Below are 15,390 nucleotides of genomic sequence, written 5' to 3'. Positions count from 1 at the left end.
TTGTATTAATTTACTAATTGCGCTAACTTTTTATGGTTGCGTGGGAGTTTGTTCTGTTTCTTGACTTCCTCTAAATAGAGCTGTATTACTTCTTTGCCAAAGGCTTTTACTGCTGGGGGATTAGGGCGATCGAGGAACTCTATAAAGCGCGGTATAGGCAGATAATCCCAAGCGAGTACATTGGCAAGGTAAGTTTTCAAGTGAGTTAGGTCTTCCCCACGAGCAATCGCCTGACAAATATACTCATACGCCAAATCACGTGAGGGGCGTTTTTCAAAAAGCAAACACGCGCCTATATACAGCCAACCGCTATGGCGTACACGCAGGTCGTAGCGCAAAACAGCTTCCAAAGGCAAAGTCATATCGCGCACTTGGTCAGCCTCATTCATCGTTGCCCAGAGCGCTATGTAAGCACATAATATCGCATCGGGATAGTGTGGGTTGAGGCTTAGTTTATACTCTGCCTCTTGAGCCGAAGTGCATTCTCCTTCATTGGCATTGTAATAGTTGTAAAGAGTAGGACGGCTTTTCTTATTCTTGTATTTGTTATAATGATTGCAGTGATAGGTGAACTCTTCGCCTACTTCGCCATTGGCATAAGTTCTTTTCTCCCAACCATAACGGATATAGAAAGGCTTCACCACGCTAAGGATATTCTTTGCCTGAGTATTTTCAAATACTTTGAACTCCTCATCGGGGTGTTTTAGGCGGGTGATTTGCGTCCATAGCGGTAGAAGTGCTTCGTTTAATTGTATTTTATCAGTAAGACCTAAGTAATACTGAATAGCAGGAGCATAGTCGCCTTTGAGCTGTTGGGCTTTTTCTTTGGCTGCTGCCGAAACCTCCCAAAAGAGCAGGCGGTTGCAGGCGACAATCAGGTCGTCGAGGTCGGGGGCTTTGCCTTGGGCTTCGTATTGCAAGAGTTTATCCACCAACACTTCCGCCTCTATATAGAAAGGTTCGTGTGTAGCGGTGGAGAGGAAAGGCAAGGTGTCTTTCTCTTTGAGCTTTTGGAGTGTGCGTGCTATCTTATTAAAGAGATAAGGGAAAGTCTGCTGTGCTTGATTAGCAGCTATGTGCATCACTCTTGGTTTGTCGAGTTTATCGGCTTGTGTATATTTATGTTCTTTGTAGAGTTTTTGAATTTCTTTCCATTCCTTGTCGGTATCATATACAAGGGGTGTAGGGCTTTGGTTGCTCCAAGAGTCTAAAAATAAGTATAGTAGAGGCATCGTTCCCACAAACCACTCACGGGCGAGAAGCTGCTTGAGGTAGGGTTTTACCTGCTCAGCATAATCTGCAGGGATTTGGTCTTGCAAACGCACGAGAGCATCAAAGAAAACATCAATAGTAGCGGCTGATTTCTCGCGGATACAATCACCAATGAGGAAGAGGGTTTCATTAGGGGTTAGGGGATAGATGATAGGGGTTAGGGTGCGAGCCGCACAGGCAGAGCGAGCCGCACAGGCAGTTTGGGAGTTCTCGGACGAGGCTGACCTGTCGGACAAGTTGGACGGGGCGGATGATTCCGATGGACTTAGAGTTGCAAGGAGGTCTTGGGCTTTGCCTTTTAGATAATCGCGGTAAGGTGCGATGACTTCGGGGAGACCTTCTTGGTTGAAGTAGGTGGTGAGTAGTTCAGCTACAGCTTCTTGTAGTTTTACATCGGGTTGGGTGAAGAGGACTGCTAATTGTTCGCGGTAGCTGACATCGGTAGGAGGGTGTTTTTTGAACTCCTTTGCCAAAATCTCTACTCCTTGAAGGAGCGCTTTAGGTTGTTTCTCTACGGTAAAGGCGAGCGGGAATTGCACGCGGAAGCCCTCAAAATCAAACTGTGGCGCATTAGCAATAGAGACGATGTATTCCATAACGGTTTTCACTACACTGCCTACCCCAGTGCCTAAAACGGCAAAGAGCGTTTGTTGATGAGCTAAAAGTTCCTCTTGGGTAGGAGCAAGCCATTTGAGCAAACGACAATGCCAATCGAGGTGGGGTTTCTTCCACTGGTTGAGCAATGATTCTAAAAGCTGCCCTACAAAACTACGGGGGATTTGGTAGCCATAATGTACCAATAATTCAAATACCTCATCCCAATAGGTAGTTACTTTGGCAACACCAGAGGTACTCATTTTGCTTGAGGGGTTATCACTTTTCCACTTGGAAAGGTCGAGTACTTTGGTTTCGATACGGTAAAGCTGTAAGAGCACTTTTTCAATGGCTTCGGGGTATTGGAAGAGGAATTGGGCATCAGCAGTTACTGAGCGGCTACCCATATTAATTTCTAATAAATTCTTTACAAAACGCTCTTCTTCAAAGGGGATCCAGCCTTTTTTGTAAAAATGCCATTGGAAACCAAAGGACAATCCATCGATCTCTTTATTATATCGTTCTTTAAGTACTTTTTTGATATAGTTATCTGGCGGAAATTGTGTAAAGTAGTTTATTACAGGTTCAAAATAAAAAGAACCTAAGATGGCATAAGGGTTTTCCTGATAAGGTTCGCCTATATAATTCTTTTTGTCTATCATCACTTTAGCAATGTCGCTTTCTTCGCGCACCATAGTAATAAGGGTGTAGTTATGAGCTTGAAAAACTTTATAGTTATGGCGGTAAGTATTCTTTTTATCAATATTCTTTCGCGGGAAGTCTTTTTCCGAATAGGGGTCTAATGCTTTGATAGCAGTGATGGTGCTATAACGCTCACTATCGGTGAGCTGACTTGTAATGTTTAGAATAGCCGAAAAATTACCTTCAGCAATGGCGGTGATGAGGGGTTGATTCATTTTTATTTTTGATTTTTATTATCGGACTTATAATGATGATTAGCGAGCAAAGATATGTATTTTAGTTATGGAAACGTTTATAGAGAATACTTTCCTTTTCGCTACTACCTCTCTCGAGGATTTCTTTGCGGAAACGTGTAGCTACTGCTTTGTTGAAAAATCCTGCTTGTTTAAATACTTCCAAAGCATCTTCCTCTAAGGCTTCCGACCATTTGTAGCTGTAATAACCTGCGGCATAACCTCCACTGAAAATATGTGAGAAAGCAGGAGAAATACACATCACATCGATAGGCGGATAGAGTTGTGTTGCTTTGGTTACTGTCTGTTCAAAAGTACGAACATCTTCAAGGCGTTCTAAATGAGGATAGGTATGCCACTCCATATCTAAGAATCCAAAATTTAACTGACGCACATTCAAAATGCCTTTCATAAAATCTTCAACTGCTTTTACTTTCTTCACCCATTCTATAGGTAGAGGTTCACCCGTTTGGTAATGAGTGGCAAAAAGGCGCAAAGTTTCTTCTTCATAACACCAATTTTCCATCAGCTGACTGGGGAGTTCTACAAAGTCGCGGGCTACATTGGTACCACTGAGCGAAGGATAGGTTACCTTGGAAAGCATTCCGTGAAGGGCGTGCCCGAACTCGTGAAAGAGAGTCGTTAGCTCGTTGAAGGTAAGCAAAGAAGGGGCGGTATCTGTTGGGCGGGTGAAATTACACACTATAGAGATGTGCGGACGAGAATCATTACCCTGTTCATCTCTATACTGCTCTTTATAGGAGGTCATCCACGCTCCATTGCGCTTGCCTGCACGAGGGAAAAAATCGGTGTAGAAAAGGGCGAGATAATTGCCGTTTTCATCGGTTACTTTGTAAGTTTGTACTTCGGGGTGGTATTTTTCTACCTCATCGGTAAGAGTAAAGTGCAAGCCGTAAAGTTTGTGTGCCACAGCAAACATTCCTTCCACTGCCTTATCTAATGCCAAATAAGGTTTGAGGAGCGAATCGTCTATTTGGTAGCGCTCTTGTTTGAGTTTTTCGGCATAATAAGCAAAATCCCACTGCTGAAAATCGGTGAGACCAGAGAAGGTTTTGAGTTCTTCTAATCCCTTAATAGCCTGAGGTTTATCTTTGGCTAACTGTTCGTTGAGGAAAGCTATCACCTTTTCGGGAGTTTCCGCCATACGCTCTTCCAAAGCAAAGGTAGCATAATTAGGGTAGCCCAACAAAGAAGCACGCGTTTGTCGCAATTGGGCGATACGCAACACATTGTCTTCATTATTATAGGCACTCTCTCCTGCACAACGACTGTGATAATCGATGAAGAGTTTCTGACGCAAGTCGCGGTTATCAGCATATTTCATTACCGCAGTATATACGGGCAAATCGAGAGTTATGACCCAGCCTTGTACCTTGCGCTTTTTAGCTTCTTGTGCGAGCATTTCAAGGACAAAATCAGGTAGCCCACTGAGGGTATTTTTATCGGTAATCATCCATTGGTAATGTTGAGTCTCTGCCAATACATTTTTAGAGAATTTCAGTTTTAGGGTAGCCAACTGCTTGTCAATCTCACGCAAACGCCCCTTATCATTGAGTGATAAATTAGCGCCATTGCGGGTAAAACTTTTGTAAGTTTTCTCCAAAAGCGTTTGTTGTTCAGCTGTTAGCGAAAGCTGCTCACGCTGGTTATAGATTGCTTTCACACGCTGGAAAAGGGCTTCATTTAGGCGGATATCATTACTATATTCGGCGAGTAGGGGCGAAATGCGCTGGGCTTCTGCTTGTAGGGTATCGTTAGTCTCGGCACTGTTGAGGTTGAAGAACATAGCCGTGAGTCGATCGAGTTCTAAGCCTGTGTAAGCCAAGGCTTCTATTGTATTTTTAAAAGTAGCGGGTTCAGGATTTTGGGCAAGACTATCGATTTGGGCAAGGCTTTCGGCGATAGCTTTTTCAATAGCTGGCAGATAGTCGGTAGCAGTAAAGCGCGAAAAGGGCGCTGCGTTATAAGGGGTTTGAAACATATAATTATCTTTTAATTAATGAAAGGGCAAAGATAGTTTTTTATACACATAAAACAAAAAAAGCTGCTTGATTTCTCAAACAGCTTTTCTATTTTCTGATACCTGATACCTACTTATCTTGCATCGCAAATACTGATTTCAACAAAGGAGTAGTACGCGCTGCTATATTAGTGCGTATTTCCTTTTCTTTGTCGCCTACTTTCACGAATAAACCATTGATAGCTTGTTCTGTAACGTATTTGGTGAGATTTGCCTCAACGGGTTTCACCAATGGAATTTGGTTATACTTATCAATGATATTTTCCCAAACTTTATCAGCGCCTACTTCGCTAAGTGATGATTGGATTTTAGGAGCAAAAGCACTTTCCAAAGCGTTGTAAGTAGTGTTTTTCAAATAAGTAGTGGCGGCAGTATTATCACCCTTGAGGATGTTCATCGCATCGGTAAAGGTCATATTTTGTATAGCCGAAAGAAAGATAGGTTTCGCCTGACTCACTGCATTTTCAGCAGCTTCGTTCAGCACTTTAAGCCCTTGATCGGCTAAAGAGCCCAAGCCGATAGAACGCAAAGTTTTATCTACTTTTTGGAGTTCTTCGGGCAAAAGAATGCGCACCGCTTGGTCTTTAAAATAACCACCATCTTTGCCCAATAAGTCTACCCCACTACTCACGCCCAATTCGAGCGCTTGTTTGAGTCCGCTGGCGACGTTAAAACCACTGCCACCTTGCGAAGTGTTATTCAAAACTTGTTGCAGTTCATTACAACTATTCAACGATAGAGAGCCCATAGCTAAGAGCCCTAAAAACATTAGTTTTTTCATAGATTATTATTGTTATTTGGAGTAATTCCTCTTTCTTCGGCATAAAGCGCATAGAGAGTAGCAAACAAAAAGGGCAAAGAAAAAATAAGTCCGATGCCAAAAAGAAGAACGCCTAATACAGCAATAATTCCTCCCACTAATCCTGAGAGAAAAACTGTACCAAAATTGCGCATCACACGTTCAATACTCCCTCTTACTGCTTGTTCAACTGATTGATTCTCAAATATAATGATAGGCACCGCAAAGGTTAATAGAAGAGAAGCAAAAATATTAAAAAGGGTACTCAATATAGGAAGTCCTAAAAGATTTACCAAAAGAGAAAACAGTGAAGTAGCTACTGTAAACAATGTAGCATAGGTTAGTAAACGCGCTGTGTACGGCGAGTTGTAGTGCGTAAAGAGATTATTAACCGAGGCAGGTTCTCCTTGTTCTACTTTTTTAAAATTCTCATAGAATCCAGCTGATAATGGTGTTATAGCACAGCTGATAAAGACTCCTAACACCATTAATTTCAATTGTACAATAGGTGTTGCCATCATTTCTTGAAGATAATAAGGAGATCTCATCACCTCAAAATCACCGAAGTCTCCTCCTAAAATTATAGGAAAAAACAACATATAGAACAAAACAAACACAACAATGAGGAGTAAAACTCCTACAATAAGGCTTGCAAAGCTACTCTTATAGAGCTTGCCTGCGCGGTCTAAAACATTGGATACTGACATAATATAAAAATATTTTAATTTGTTACTTATTTGTTACTTATCGTTTGATAAATACTAAAAATGCCTGCTAACAAATACGAGTAGGTAATTGTTACTCCTATTCCAAAAGCAAAAAAACCTACCAATAAGCATACCATTCCGAAGGCGGTAACGATAAGTGCTGTAAAAGGAGCCAGCATTATTCGCTGATAGCTATGCCTCATTGCCTTGAAAAGCGACTTGCCTTCCAATACAATGATGGGAACAGTGAGTACAAACACTAAAGATATAATTGTAGAAAGTGCTAAGCCTAAAGCCGCTGTTCCTATAGTTATAGCGCCTGCTGACACTAAGGTTTTTAAGCACATTTGCAAAATCACATATCCTAAAATATCATTGGTTTCACGTACGTGATAGTAAGCAAAAAGGTTGCGGAAGGAAGGGCGGCTACCAGCTATCACCTCAGCGTAATTTTTGTAAACTCCTGCTGTGAAAGGGGTAATAATTCCATCGATTAGCAGACAGAAAAACCAAAATTTTATCAGGAAATGAGGTTGATTTACGTAAGCAGTTAATCTTTCAGGGTTTTTACTGAGTTCCACAATTCCCTCAATAGGCATTCCAAAAACGGTGGTGAGTAGCAAAGCATATATAGTGAAAACCACTACAAAGAGGAGGAGAGCTCCTAAGAGGTGTGTGCCAAAAGTAGCTTGTACTAATTTCAATGCATTGATGAATATGTTCGATAATTTCATAGCATTAGGTTAAAACGATTGCGCGAGCACAAAATTCCGACGGATGAGCTGCTCATCCATTCCCGCTGCAAAGTGTTGTTTATGATATTTTATGAGGTATATATAGCGTACGTAGTATTTTACTTTGCTGTAGAACAGTGCAGTAGGGTCGACTTCGCCCGTGATATAGATAGGTACTTGCTCGGTATCGATATCTAATTGTTCAATAGAAAAGAGGATGTAATATAGAAAATCTTCAATGGTTTCATAGCTAAAACGATTGAAGTAGTATAATTTTTTATTTCTGAAGACTACAAAGTAGAAAGAGCCTACTTCGGCATAGATATACATTACCTCCAAAGCGTGTGAGGAGTAGTGTTTTAGGAACATTTTGAGCAGTGAGGTAGCGAAATGCTGATAGTCGAACCTGCCATAGTAAGAGAGCAAAGCATTGTTTACAAAAGTGTTAGGTACGTAGGCATTTACCGTTTCGACAGAGAGAATCTTATCGATTTCCACAGTTTCGGGGGTTACATTGTTTATGTCGATGCTGTACTTAAGATAGTCCAACATCTCGTCCTTACCGCCGTATAGGGGTTGTGGTATAAGGGCAAAAAGAGGGGTGTTGTGCAAAACCCTGATGGTGGTAAAATCTTGGCGGAGGTCTTCTTCACTTTGGATTACACATTCTACTTGTTCATTTATTTCTTCCTGAGTTTTATAGCTAAAATTCACAGGAAAATTGTAGATAGATTCCACGCAGGTAAGCACAGGGTTAAACACACAAAAAGAAAGTCCATCCAAGTTGATTTGAATGGACAATTCCTTGAAATACGTTTCTAAATGTTTATTGTTTTGCGATTTTTGCGTCATAAGAAGTTGGCCAGTTACCATTTACGGTGATTTCTTTTAGTGAACCTACTTGGATATTAGGACCTCTTACATCTTCTACTGAAGTTTTTTGAATTTCTTTAGCTACTAAGCCTTCATCTAAACCTTCTAGTATATCTTTTTTAGGCACATAAACTTGGAAGACTGATGATTTTACACCGTTTTTATCGGTAATTTCACCTGTTTCCATTTTAAATTTACCTGGTTTCACACCTTTGAAAGTAGGTAAATCACCCATAGTTTTGTAACGAGTATCGTTTTTAAACAACGAATCTTTTACTGATACGTATCCTAAGGTATCAATACGCACTCCTTGACGCATCACGTCAATGTTAAAACCTTTGTCGAACTCTACCCAGCTGGTATCGCGTTGTGAAGTGATGGTAAAACGTGCATTTTCTACAAACTTAGTAAGTTCGTCGAAATTTTTAGCATAAACGCCATTAATTTTCAAATAAGCATCTTGAACATTGCGAATGTCCTTCAACTTCTTGATCACTTCGGTGTAGCGATTTTCCTTAATTTTGTTAAATTCAATAGGACCTGTGATAGATCTGTAAATTAGGAAGCAGAACACGAATCCTAATAGATAAAATGCAATTTGTAAGATTTTTTTCATCGTTTTAATATTATATTAAATAAATTTTTTTTGACTGGCATAGCGCAAAACTACAATCTTTTTTTGAAACTAAAAAATTATTTTAACTTTTTTTTATATTTTTGTGCGCTCAATACTTTTTACAATGGACGAAAAAGCCTTTCTCAACGCTCTCTTTCAGGCGTTTAAACATATTCCTACCCCTTCACAAGAAGTTGCCTTACAAATGCTCACTAAGTATCTTTTAGATACTGATGCCTCCGAAAAAGTATTTTTATTGAAAGGATTTGCAGGGACAGGAAAGACCTCTATCACGCGCTGTCTCATTGCTACACTCCCCTTGATACACCACCAAGCGGTACTTTTAGCACCAACGGGCAGGGCAGCTAAAGTGATGTCGCATTTCGCTAAAAAACAGGCATTCACTATCCATAAGTACCTTTACTACACCACAACAATGGGTACTGAAATATCCTTCAAACTGCGTGCCAATAAACACTACAACACCTTATTTATAGTAGATGAGGCATCGATGCTTGCCGATATTGACGATTTGATGCGTTTTGTCTACTCGGGCAAAAATTGCAAGTTGTTACTCATAGGCGATACAGCTCAGTTACCTCCTGTGGGTACTGAGGTGAGTCCGGCGTTGAGTGTGAGTCATTTAGAATATCAATACAACAAAGAGGTGCTCACCACAACTCTTACTGAGGTGCTGCGCCAAAAAAATAAATCGGGGATTTTGCGCAATGCTACCCGCCTGCGCAAAACGCTTTTTGGGCAAGCCAAATCACCTGATTTTCTCTTCAATCTCAAAAGTCCTGATGTTATCCGGCTCACGGGTAGCGAGGAAATTTCGGATGCTATCAATGAGAGTTATGAGCTCTACGGAAGTGAAGAAACTGCTATTATTGTGCGCTCTAACAAGCGTGCTGTAGGGTGGAATGCTTATATACGCCGCACTATTTTGGATATAGAAGATGAAATAGCGGCAGGCGACCTGCTAATGGTAGTGAAAAACAATTATTTTTGGTGTAAAAACAACCCCGAAGTGAGTTTTATTGCCAATGGAGATATTATAGAGGTACTCCATATCTACAGTTTTTACGAAGAATACGGTTTTAGATTTGCTGAAGTTTCGGTGCAACTCATTGATTACCCTAACCAACCGCCTTTTGATACAGTTATTTTGCTCAATACCCTTTACAGCGAAGCTCCTGCCCTTACCCCCGCTGAAAGTCAACAACTTTACGAAGAAGTGCTCGCCGATTATTACGATGAACCCTCGTCGTACAAAAAGCACCAACAACTGAAAGAAAATCCGTACTTCAACGCTTTACAAGTGAAATTCTCCTACGCTATCACCTGCCATAAAAGTCAAGGTGGGCAGTGGGATGCTATCTTCATTGAAAAACCCTACTTACCTGAAGATTACGTAATTGACGAAAGTTACTACCGCTGGCTATATACAGCCCTTACCCGCGCCAAACAACAAGTATATTTGATAGGATTCCCTGAAACAGACTTTAATTAGGTAAGAGATAAGAAATTTTAAAAAATCTCTAATTTAATCACTACGCTTTAGAACCTTATAAAAAACACATATTCAATCACTTACTTAATTACTTTCCCCTACTCTACTAAAAATTATCAAAAAAATTAGTACTATGTATTGCATATTACTATTTTTTACCATAACTTTGCCCTCGAATTGATAAATCTACAGAATTATGGAAGAAATCAATACTGAAAAAATTAAAACACAAATGCGCAAAGGTATCTTAGAGATGTGTATACTCTCGGCTATCAACAAAAGTAAAGAAGCCTATGTTTCCGACCTCATAGATGCCCTCAAATCTGCCGATATGATTGTGGTAGAAGGTACGCTCTACCCACTTCTCACCCGACTGAAGAACGCTGGACTACTCGCCTACCAATGGAAAGAATCGACCTCGGGGCCTCCACGCAAATACTATGTGCTTACCGAAGGAGGCAAACGCTTTCTTGAAGAAACTGTAAAAGCGTGGCGTGAATTACAAACTATGATAAACAAACTCATTTAGATTATGGATAAAGTAAAAAACATCAGTTTGGGTGGTTTTTCTTTTACAATTGAAGAAACTGCCTACAACGCTCTCAACACCTATCTTGTTGAGGTGCATAAACATCTAAGTACCAATGCCGATAAAGACGAAATTCTATACGACATTGAACAGCGTATGGCTGAACTGCTCAAAGACCAAATGAAAGGACGTGAAGTGGTTATCAGCCAAGATATTCAATACCTAATAAGCGTTTTAGGTCGTCCTGAACAATACGTTGATGATGAGGAAAATACTGCCTCTACTCCTCAGTTTTCTAACTCTTTTAAAGGTAGAAAACTCTACAGAGATATAGATGACAAAAAATTAGGTGGTGTACTTTCGGGCATCAGTCATTATTTTAAATGGGATGTTACGCTACTGCGTATTGTTTTTGCCTTACTCATTTTTGCTAATATTTCTTTTTTTGCTTTCAGCGTTAATGGCAAAGGCATTTCGTTTACTTCTACCCTTATTGTATTGTATTTCATCTTTTGGGGTGTAGTTCCAGCAGCTGTTACAACTTCTGAAAAACTTGAAATGAAAGGTGAGGAAGTAAATCTAGATACCTTATCTAATTTCAAAACAAGCTTTCCTTCACAGAGAAGAGAGTGGACGAAAAGCCTTACTGACAAGAAAATAGCGGGAGTTTTAGGGGGACTTGCTCTTTATCTATCTATCAATAGCACTTGGTTACGCATTGCTTATGTAGCAGTAGTTTTATTTTCTTTGCCTATTTTTCATCAAATGGGTGTATTGGCAATTATCGGCTATTTTATCTTAGCGGTAGTACTTAAAAATCCTACTTTGGCTACTGAAGAGGTTCATTCTTTAAAAACTTCGGATACAGCAATAACATCTCCTCAGCGAAGTAACTTTTTCTTTATGTTACTCAAAGGTGTTTTCTATTTCATAGCTATAGTGATATGTATTCCTCTGTTTATAGCACTTATAGGTACGATTATCAGTATCTTTGGCGCAACTATTGCTGGCGGTGTTACCCTGCTTACCCTAAGTGATTACTTACCTTATCTATTGGCGCATCAATGGCAAGTTGTTGTATTGTACCTCGCTTCAGGTTTACTGTTGTTAGTGCCTATCTCATTAATAGTGTTATTAGCTCTTAAACTTTTTGCCAAAGGATTTCGTACGCCTAAAGCGTGGGTAGTGGCTAATGTGCTCTGTTTAGTGGTGGGGATAATGCTTTTACTCACCGTATTAGGAAGTGTAGGTAAAGAATTTGTAACAGCAAGTGAAGTAGAAACAAAAATACCCATCACCTCTACCGCCGATACTTTGGTTATCAGTGAAAAAGCCTCTACACCTTATGATGGATTTGTATCGCTACACGAAAGAGGGGTTGATTTGAGAAATAATATATACTTCACTGATATACAACCCACTAACGATTCACTACCCTACCTTTTAATCACTAAAAAATCTAAAGGGAGAACTGTGAGTGAGGCTACCGAGAACGCTTCTCGGTTAGAGTTTCCTATAGAGTTCAACAAGAATGTAATAGAGCTTCCTAACCATTATACACTGAAAAAAGGCAATGTGTTTAGAGATCAAGAAGTGAAAGTAAGTTTATGTGTACCTGCGGGCAAATACGTAAAAACTATTGTTAATAGGCAGTTCTATATGTTTCGAAAATGGCATCCTATTCTCGAAAAGAATGCTCTATACAAAGTTACTAAAGACTCCGTTATTCAGGTAACAAGTAACAATTAAGAATTAACGATTACAGCGGCTTGGGTGGGGCATACGCCATTGATTTTATCACCTATACCTACATAGCGCACTTCGTACTGAGGATAGGGTGTGAGCACCTCACTAATGAAAGCGCGAAACTCCTCGTCGTTCCACTCAAAATGGTGGTCGGCGTGGCGGATAGCATTCTCAGGGTCATCAAAATAATACTTGTTGAACCTACTATCGGGGGTGGTGATAATCATTTTGTAAAAAGGAATTTGCAAGCACTTATCCACTAATGCCTTTGCATCGTTGGGGGTATTGTGTTCAATCACTTCAGTAAGGAGGATATTCACCGGTTTTTGGTAAGCAAAATCGTCTAAACTGCGCAGGAACACAAGGTTATCAGTATCCATTTTGTAAGAAAGACTCTTGGCATACTCGGCTACAGCAGGATCTATATCGGTAGCAAAATAAGGGTGGTTATAACTGTAGTTTTTGCGCATAAAACGACGATAGTACTTCAGTTCACCACAACCGATATCCAAAATAGGGAAATCGAAACCAAACTCCTTCACCGCAAACTCCATACGGCTGCCGTGAGTATCGGTAAATTGGAACTCAATATTGAGCCCTTTAGCTTTGAAATAGGCCTCGAAAGCAGGTTTAATTTCATTGAGTTGGCGTTCGCTCTTCACGGCGCGCTTGATAAAGAGGTAGAACACGAAATAAGGCACATCGTCTATATTGGTGAGGATACGTGCGTATTTTTGGGCGAAAAAGTCGTCGATATAAGTATATTCGCCATACTCGTTGGTAATATGCGTAATCACGGCTATAAAGCTGAGTAAGTTGAGCGCCTCGAAGATAGTTTTCCCTTCTACTTTAAGGGCTACATTATTACCGATAAGAGGGGTGATTTGGCAATTTTTGAAATAACGTTCCATCAAAAAGTGTCCGCTACTATACCAAGAAGAATTGATATAGAGGTTCTTCACTTCAATAGTACAGGGCTGGTTGTCCACCTCGCGGCGTGTTTTTCCTAACCATTTGATTTCCTGACTAAAGTAAGTTTCTTTTTCCTGTAATTGGTCTTTAAAAAACTCATTGCAGCAATGCAAAATCACCAAAGGTGAGCAATAACTTTGAAAATCTATCTGATTGCTCTCTTCGGGTAGGTAACTATAGCGCGTATCTTGGAATACTACGTCATACTGATGCGCACTTACTGCATTACCTATGAGTTGCCCATTGCGGAGAGATTTGGCATAGATACCAAAATCGGTATTAGGGTTTTTGTTGAGAACATCCAATAAATGAGGATTGTTGGAACGTATTTGTATGATCATAAATTACTAATTCACTAATGAAATGACAAAAGTAAGAACTATTTGGTTAATTCACAAATTATTCTTATTTTTGCGCCTGAATTTTAAAAAGATACATAAAAATGGCAGACACTCAACTCACTTCCGAACAATACGAACTTTTCAAAAATATAGAAAAGCGTCTTAAACAAAAAAGACTTTTGTATATCCATTTTTTTGTAATGGTTTTAGGCTGCATATTTTTTGCAGTAGCCAATAAAGTATTAGACTATGGGGTAGACTACAATTGGTATATATGGGCAAGCCTTCTTTGGCTTTTCCTCTGGCTATGGCACGCGATGAATGTATTTGTTTTTAATCGTTTTTTGGGTAAAGAATGGCAAGAAAAACAACGTGAACATCTCGTTGCGGTTCAACAAAAGAAACTCATTAAAATAGAAGCTGCTGTAGAAAAAGAATTTGCGGCACAAAAGGAACAAGCGCAACGCGAATTAGCAGCTGAACAAACCGCACAAAGTTCTACTTCCAATTCAAATCCTACAGTGTAAATTCTATGATTACTCTTATAGCTGCCGCCGATAAGCACAATGCTTTAGGTAAAGGAAGCGAGTTGCTTTGGCATCTGCCAGAAGATTTCAAACATTTCAAACGCCTCACCACAGGGCATTGTATTATTATGGGGAGGAAAACGTTTGAGACCTTTCCTAAACCTTTGCCCAATCGTACCCATATAGTGATTACGCGCCAAAAAGACTATGCAAAAGAGGGGATTATCGCAGTAAATTCTTTAGAGGAAGCTATTGCGAAAGCGCTTGCCTTAGACCCCACTCCTTATGTGATTGGAGGGGGTGAAATCTACGCACAAGCACTGCCTATTGCCAATGTGATAGAACTCACTCGTGTAGACCATATTTTCCCCGAAGCTGATGTGTTCTTTCCTGAATTTAACACTGAAGAATGGGAGTTGGTAAGCTCTGAACCCTTTGAAAAAGACGAAAAACACGCTTATAGATTTACTTTTGAGAAATACTTAAAAAGGTAAGAAGTAAGAAGTAAGAAATAGTTATTTTATCTCACTTGGATAGACTGTAATATATGAACTCAAACTATCCCAATAATCAGGAGCACTTTCTATCACAAAAATTTCTTCTTTCCCATCTCCTGTAATATCTATTGCATTACACCCCCATATTTTAGTACGCTCAGTATCTTTTATATAATGGGGTATATTTTTATAATTACAATCGATTTTCACAAAACTGTTTATAGGAACTTGAGTCATTTTTGCCATTTCTCGCAGATATAAGTAATGTTTTTCTGTAGGGACTACCTTTCCTTTTAGAGCAATGGTTGTAGTGCTATCGACGATTATTTTTTCAGAATGGGCTACTCCATAATGTTTTATAATAAGCAAACTATCATTGATATAAATCTTTGTATCGAACTTTGGATCTCCATAATCACTACAATGAAATGAGAATAGTGGAGTTATAGAATTATCAATCTTGTTCCCTTGTTGTTTAGAGGGGCTATCTGTACACTCACATAGTACTATAATAACCAAGAATAAGAGTTTTTTCATTGTAAAGTGTTTTATTTTAGGCAAAGATAACAATTAAATTCTATCTAAAAAGTTTTATTTTTTGTGTAGGCGTTTGCAGCACATACTCAGCTATCGCTGACTTTCCTACATAAAATACTCTAAAAGTTATTGATAATCAGAGTAGTTAACTTTGCCA

Annotated in this window: 14 protein-coding genes; 5 read left to right on the top strand and 9 right to left on the bottom strand. The window is 39.6% G+C overall.

The window, feature by feature from the left end:
• Positions 1 to 5: 5 nt before the first annotated feature.
• From JMN12_RS01425 to JMN12_RS01395, 7 genes are all read right to left on the bottom strand, one after another.
• Positions 6 to 2,783, bottom strand: coding sequence for a DUF6493 family protein (locus tag JMN12_RS01425; RefSeq protein ID WP_203136394.1), 2,778 nt, complete (start codon positions 2,781 to 2,783; stop codon positions 6 to 8).
• Between the two features lie 61 nt (positions 2,784 to 2,844).
• Complete coding sequence (locus JMN12_RS01420; RefSeq protein WP_203136392.1) at positions 2,845 to 4,803, bottom strand: M3 family metallopeptidase; 1,959 nt, start codon at positions 4,801 to 4,803, stop codon at positions 2,845 to 2,847.
• 109 nt (positions 4,804 to 4,912) lie between these two features.
• Positions 4,913 to 5,623 carry a DUF4197 domain-containing protein gene (locus tag JMN12_RS01415; RefSeq protein ID WP_203136390.1) on the bottom strand — a complete coding sequence of 237 codons (711 nt, stop codon included), beginning with the start codon at positions 5,621 to 5,623 and terminating at the stop codon, positions 4,913 to 4,915.
• Positions 5,620 to 6,348, bottom strand: a complete 729-nt coding sequence (locus JMN12_RS01410; protein WP_198474164.1) for a hypothetical protein — start codon at positions 6,346 to 6,348, stop codon at positions 5,620 to 5,622. The genes JMN12_RS01415 and JMN12_RS01410 overlap by 4 nt, the downstream gene beginning before the upstream one ends.
• Positions 6,349 to 6,374: 26 nt before the next feature.
• The gene (locus tag JMN12_RS01405; protein WP_203136388.1) at positions 6,375 to 7,082 is read right to left on the bottom strand and encodes a beta-carotene 15,15'-monooxygenase; all 708 of its coding nucleotides are present in this window, start codon (positions 7,080 to 7,082) and stop codon (positions 6,375 to 6,377) included.
• Between the two features lie 9 nt (positions 7,083 to 7,091).
• Complete coding sequence (locus JMN12_RS01400) at positions 7,092 to 7,934, bottom strand: DUF3822 family protein (RefSeq protein WP_088593780.1); 843 nt, start codon at positions 7,932 to 7,934, stop codon at positions 7,092 to 7,094.
• A complete protein-coding gene (locus JMN12_RS01395; RefSeq protein WP_203081322.1) occupies positions 7,909 to 8,571 on the bottom strand; it encodes a hypothetical protein in 663 nt (220 codons plus the stop codon). Before JMN12_RS01395 ends, JMN12_RS01400 begins: the two co-directional genes overlap by 26 nt.
• 124 nt (positions 8,572 to 8,695) lie before the next feature.
• Here JMN12_RS01395 and JMN12_RS01390 point away from each other — a divergent pair, with 124 nt between their 5' ends.
• The 3 genes from JMN12_RS01390 (at position 8,696) to JMN12_RS01380 (ending at position 12,362) form a co-directional block, all read left to right on the top strand.
• On the top strand, positions 8,696 to 10,084 hold the full coding sequence (locus JMN12_RS01390; protein WP_203136386.1) for an ATP-dependent RecD-like DNA helicase: 1,389 nt from the start codon (positions 8,696 to 8,698) through the stop codon (positions 10,082 to 10,084).
• 196 nt (positions 10,085 to 10,280) lie between these two features.
• Positions 10,281 to 10,613, top strand: coding sequence for a PadR family transcriptional regulator (locus tag JMN12_RS01385; protein ID WP_009412445.1), 333 nt, complete (start codon positions 10,281 to 10,283; stop codon positions 10,611 to 10,613).
• 3 nt (positions 10,614 to 10,616) lie between these two features.
• Complete coding sequence (locus JMN12_RS01380) at positions 10,617 to 12,362, top strand: PspC domain-containing protein (RefSeq protein WP_203136384.1); 1,746 nt, start codon at positions 10,617 to 10,619, stop codon at positions 12,360 to 12,362.
• On the opposite strand, the gene JMN12_RS01375 is transcribed toward JMN12_RS01380, so the two are convergent.
• Positions 12,359 to 13,672 (bottom strand): hypothetical protein, encoded by a 1,314-nt coding sequence (locus JMN12_RS01375; RefSeq protein ID WP_203136382.1) that lies wholly within the window; start codon positions 13,670 to 13,672, stop codon positions 12,359 to 12,361. The genes JMN12_RS01380 and JMN12_RS01375 overlap by 4 nt on opposite strands.
• 101 nt (positions 13,673 to 13,773) lie before the next feature.
• Between JMN12_RS01375 and JMN12_RS01370 the strand changes: the two genes are divergently transcribed.
• Positions 13,774 to 14,199: a 2TM domain-containing protein gene (locus JMN12_RS01370; protein WP_203136381.1), complete on the top strand. Its 426-nt coding sequence runs from the start codon at positions 13,774 to 13,776 to the stop codon at positions 14,197 to 14,199.
• Positions 14,200 to 14,204: 5 nt separating this feature from the next.
• Positions 14,205 to 14,693: a dihydrofolate reductase gene (locus tag JMN12_RS01365; protein WP_203094014.1), complete on the top strand. Its 489-nt coding sequence runs from the start codon at positions 14,205 to 14,207 to the stop codon at positions 14,691 to 14,693.
• A 21-nt stretch (positions 14,694 to 14,714) separates the two neighbouring features.
• Here JMN12_RS01365 and JMN12_RS01360 read toward each other — a convergent pair whose 3' ends face one another.
• Complete coding sequence (locus tag JMN12_RS01360) at positions 14,715 to 15,233, bottom strand: hypothetical protein (protein WP_203136380.1); 519 nt, start codon at positions 15,231 to 15,233, stop codon at positions 14,715 to 14,717.
• Positions 15,234 to 15,390: the final 157 nt, after the last annotated feature.

The sequence above is a fragment of the Capnocytophaga genosp. AHN8471 genome, from assembly GCF_016806945.1.
Lineage (GTDB): Bacteria > Bacteroidota > Bacteroidia > Flavobacteriales > Flavobacteriaceae > Capnocytophaga > Capnocytophaga periodontitidis.
The sequence above is the reverse complement of the archived record's forward strand: the minus strand, read 5'-3'. Positions and strand labels throughout refer to the sequence as shown.

Bases quoted from the DNA above. Each gene is read 5' to 3' on its own strand.
- JMN12_RS01425 (WP_203136394.1), bottom strand. From the start codon at position 2,783: ATGAATCAACCCCTCATCACCGCCATTGCTGAAGGTAATTTTTCGGCT.
- JMN12_RS01420 (WP_203136392.1), bottom strand. From the start codon at position 4,803: ATGTTTCAAACCCCTTATAACGCAGCGCCCTTTTCGCGCTTTACTGCT.
- JMN12_RS01415 (WP_203136390.1), bottom strand. From the start codon at position 5,623: ATGAAAAAACTAATGTTTTTAGGGCTCTTAGCTATGGGCTCTCTATCG.
- JMN12_RS01410 (WP_198474164.1), bottom strand. From the start codon at position 6,348: ATGTCAGTATCCAATGTTTTAGACCGCGCAGGCAAGCTCTATAAGAGT.
- JMN12_RS01405 (WP_203136388.1), bottom strand. From the start codon at position 7,082: ATGAAATTATCGAACATATTCATCAATGCATTGAAATTAGTACAAGCT.
- JMN12_RS01400 (WP_088593780.1), bottom strand. From the start codon at position 7,934: ATGACGCAAAAATCGCAAAACAATAAACATTTAGAAACGTATTTCAAG.
- JMN12_RS01395 (WP_203081322.1), bottom strand. From the start codon at position 8,571: ATGAAAAAAATCTTACAAATTGCATTTTATCTATTAGGATTCGTGTTC.
- JMN12_RS01390 (WP_203136386.1), top strand. From the start codon at position 8,696: ATGGACGAAAAAGCCTTTCTCAACGCTCTCTTTCAGGCGTTTAAACAT.
- JMN12_RS01385 (WP_009412445.1), top strand. From the start codon at position 10,281: ATGGAAGAAATCAATACTGAAAAAATTAAAACACAAATGCGCAAAGGT.
- JMN12_RS01380 (WP_203136384.1), top strand. From the start codon at position 10,617: ATGGATAAAGTAAAAAACATCAGTTTGGGTGGTTTTTCTTTTACAATT.
- JMN12_RS01375 (WP_203136382.1), bottom strand. From the start codon at position 13,672: ATGATCATACAAATACGTTCCAACAATCCTCATTTATTGGATGTTCTC.
- JMN12_RS01370 (WP_203136381.1), top strand. From the start codon at position 13,774: ATGGCAGACACTCAACTCACTTCCGAACAATACGAACTTTTCAAAAAT.
- JMN12_RS01365 (WP_203094014.1), top strand. From the start codon at position 14,205: ATGATTACTCTTATAGCTGCCGCCGATAAGCACAATGCTTTAGGTAAA.
- JMN12_RS01360 (WP_203136380.1), bottom strand. From the start codon at position 15,233: ATGAAAAAACTCTTATTCTTGGTTATTATAGTACTATGTGAGTGTACA.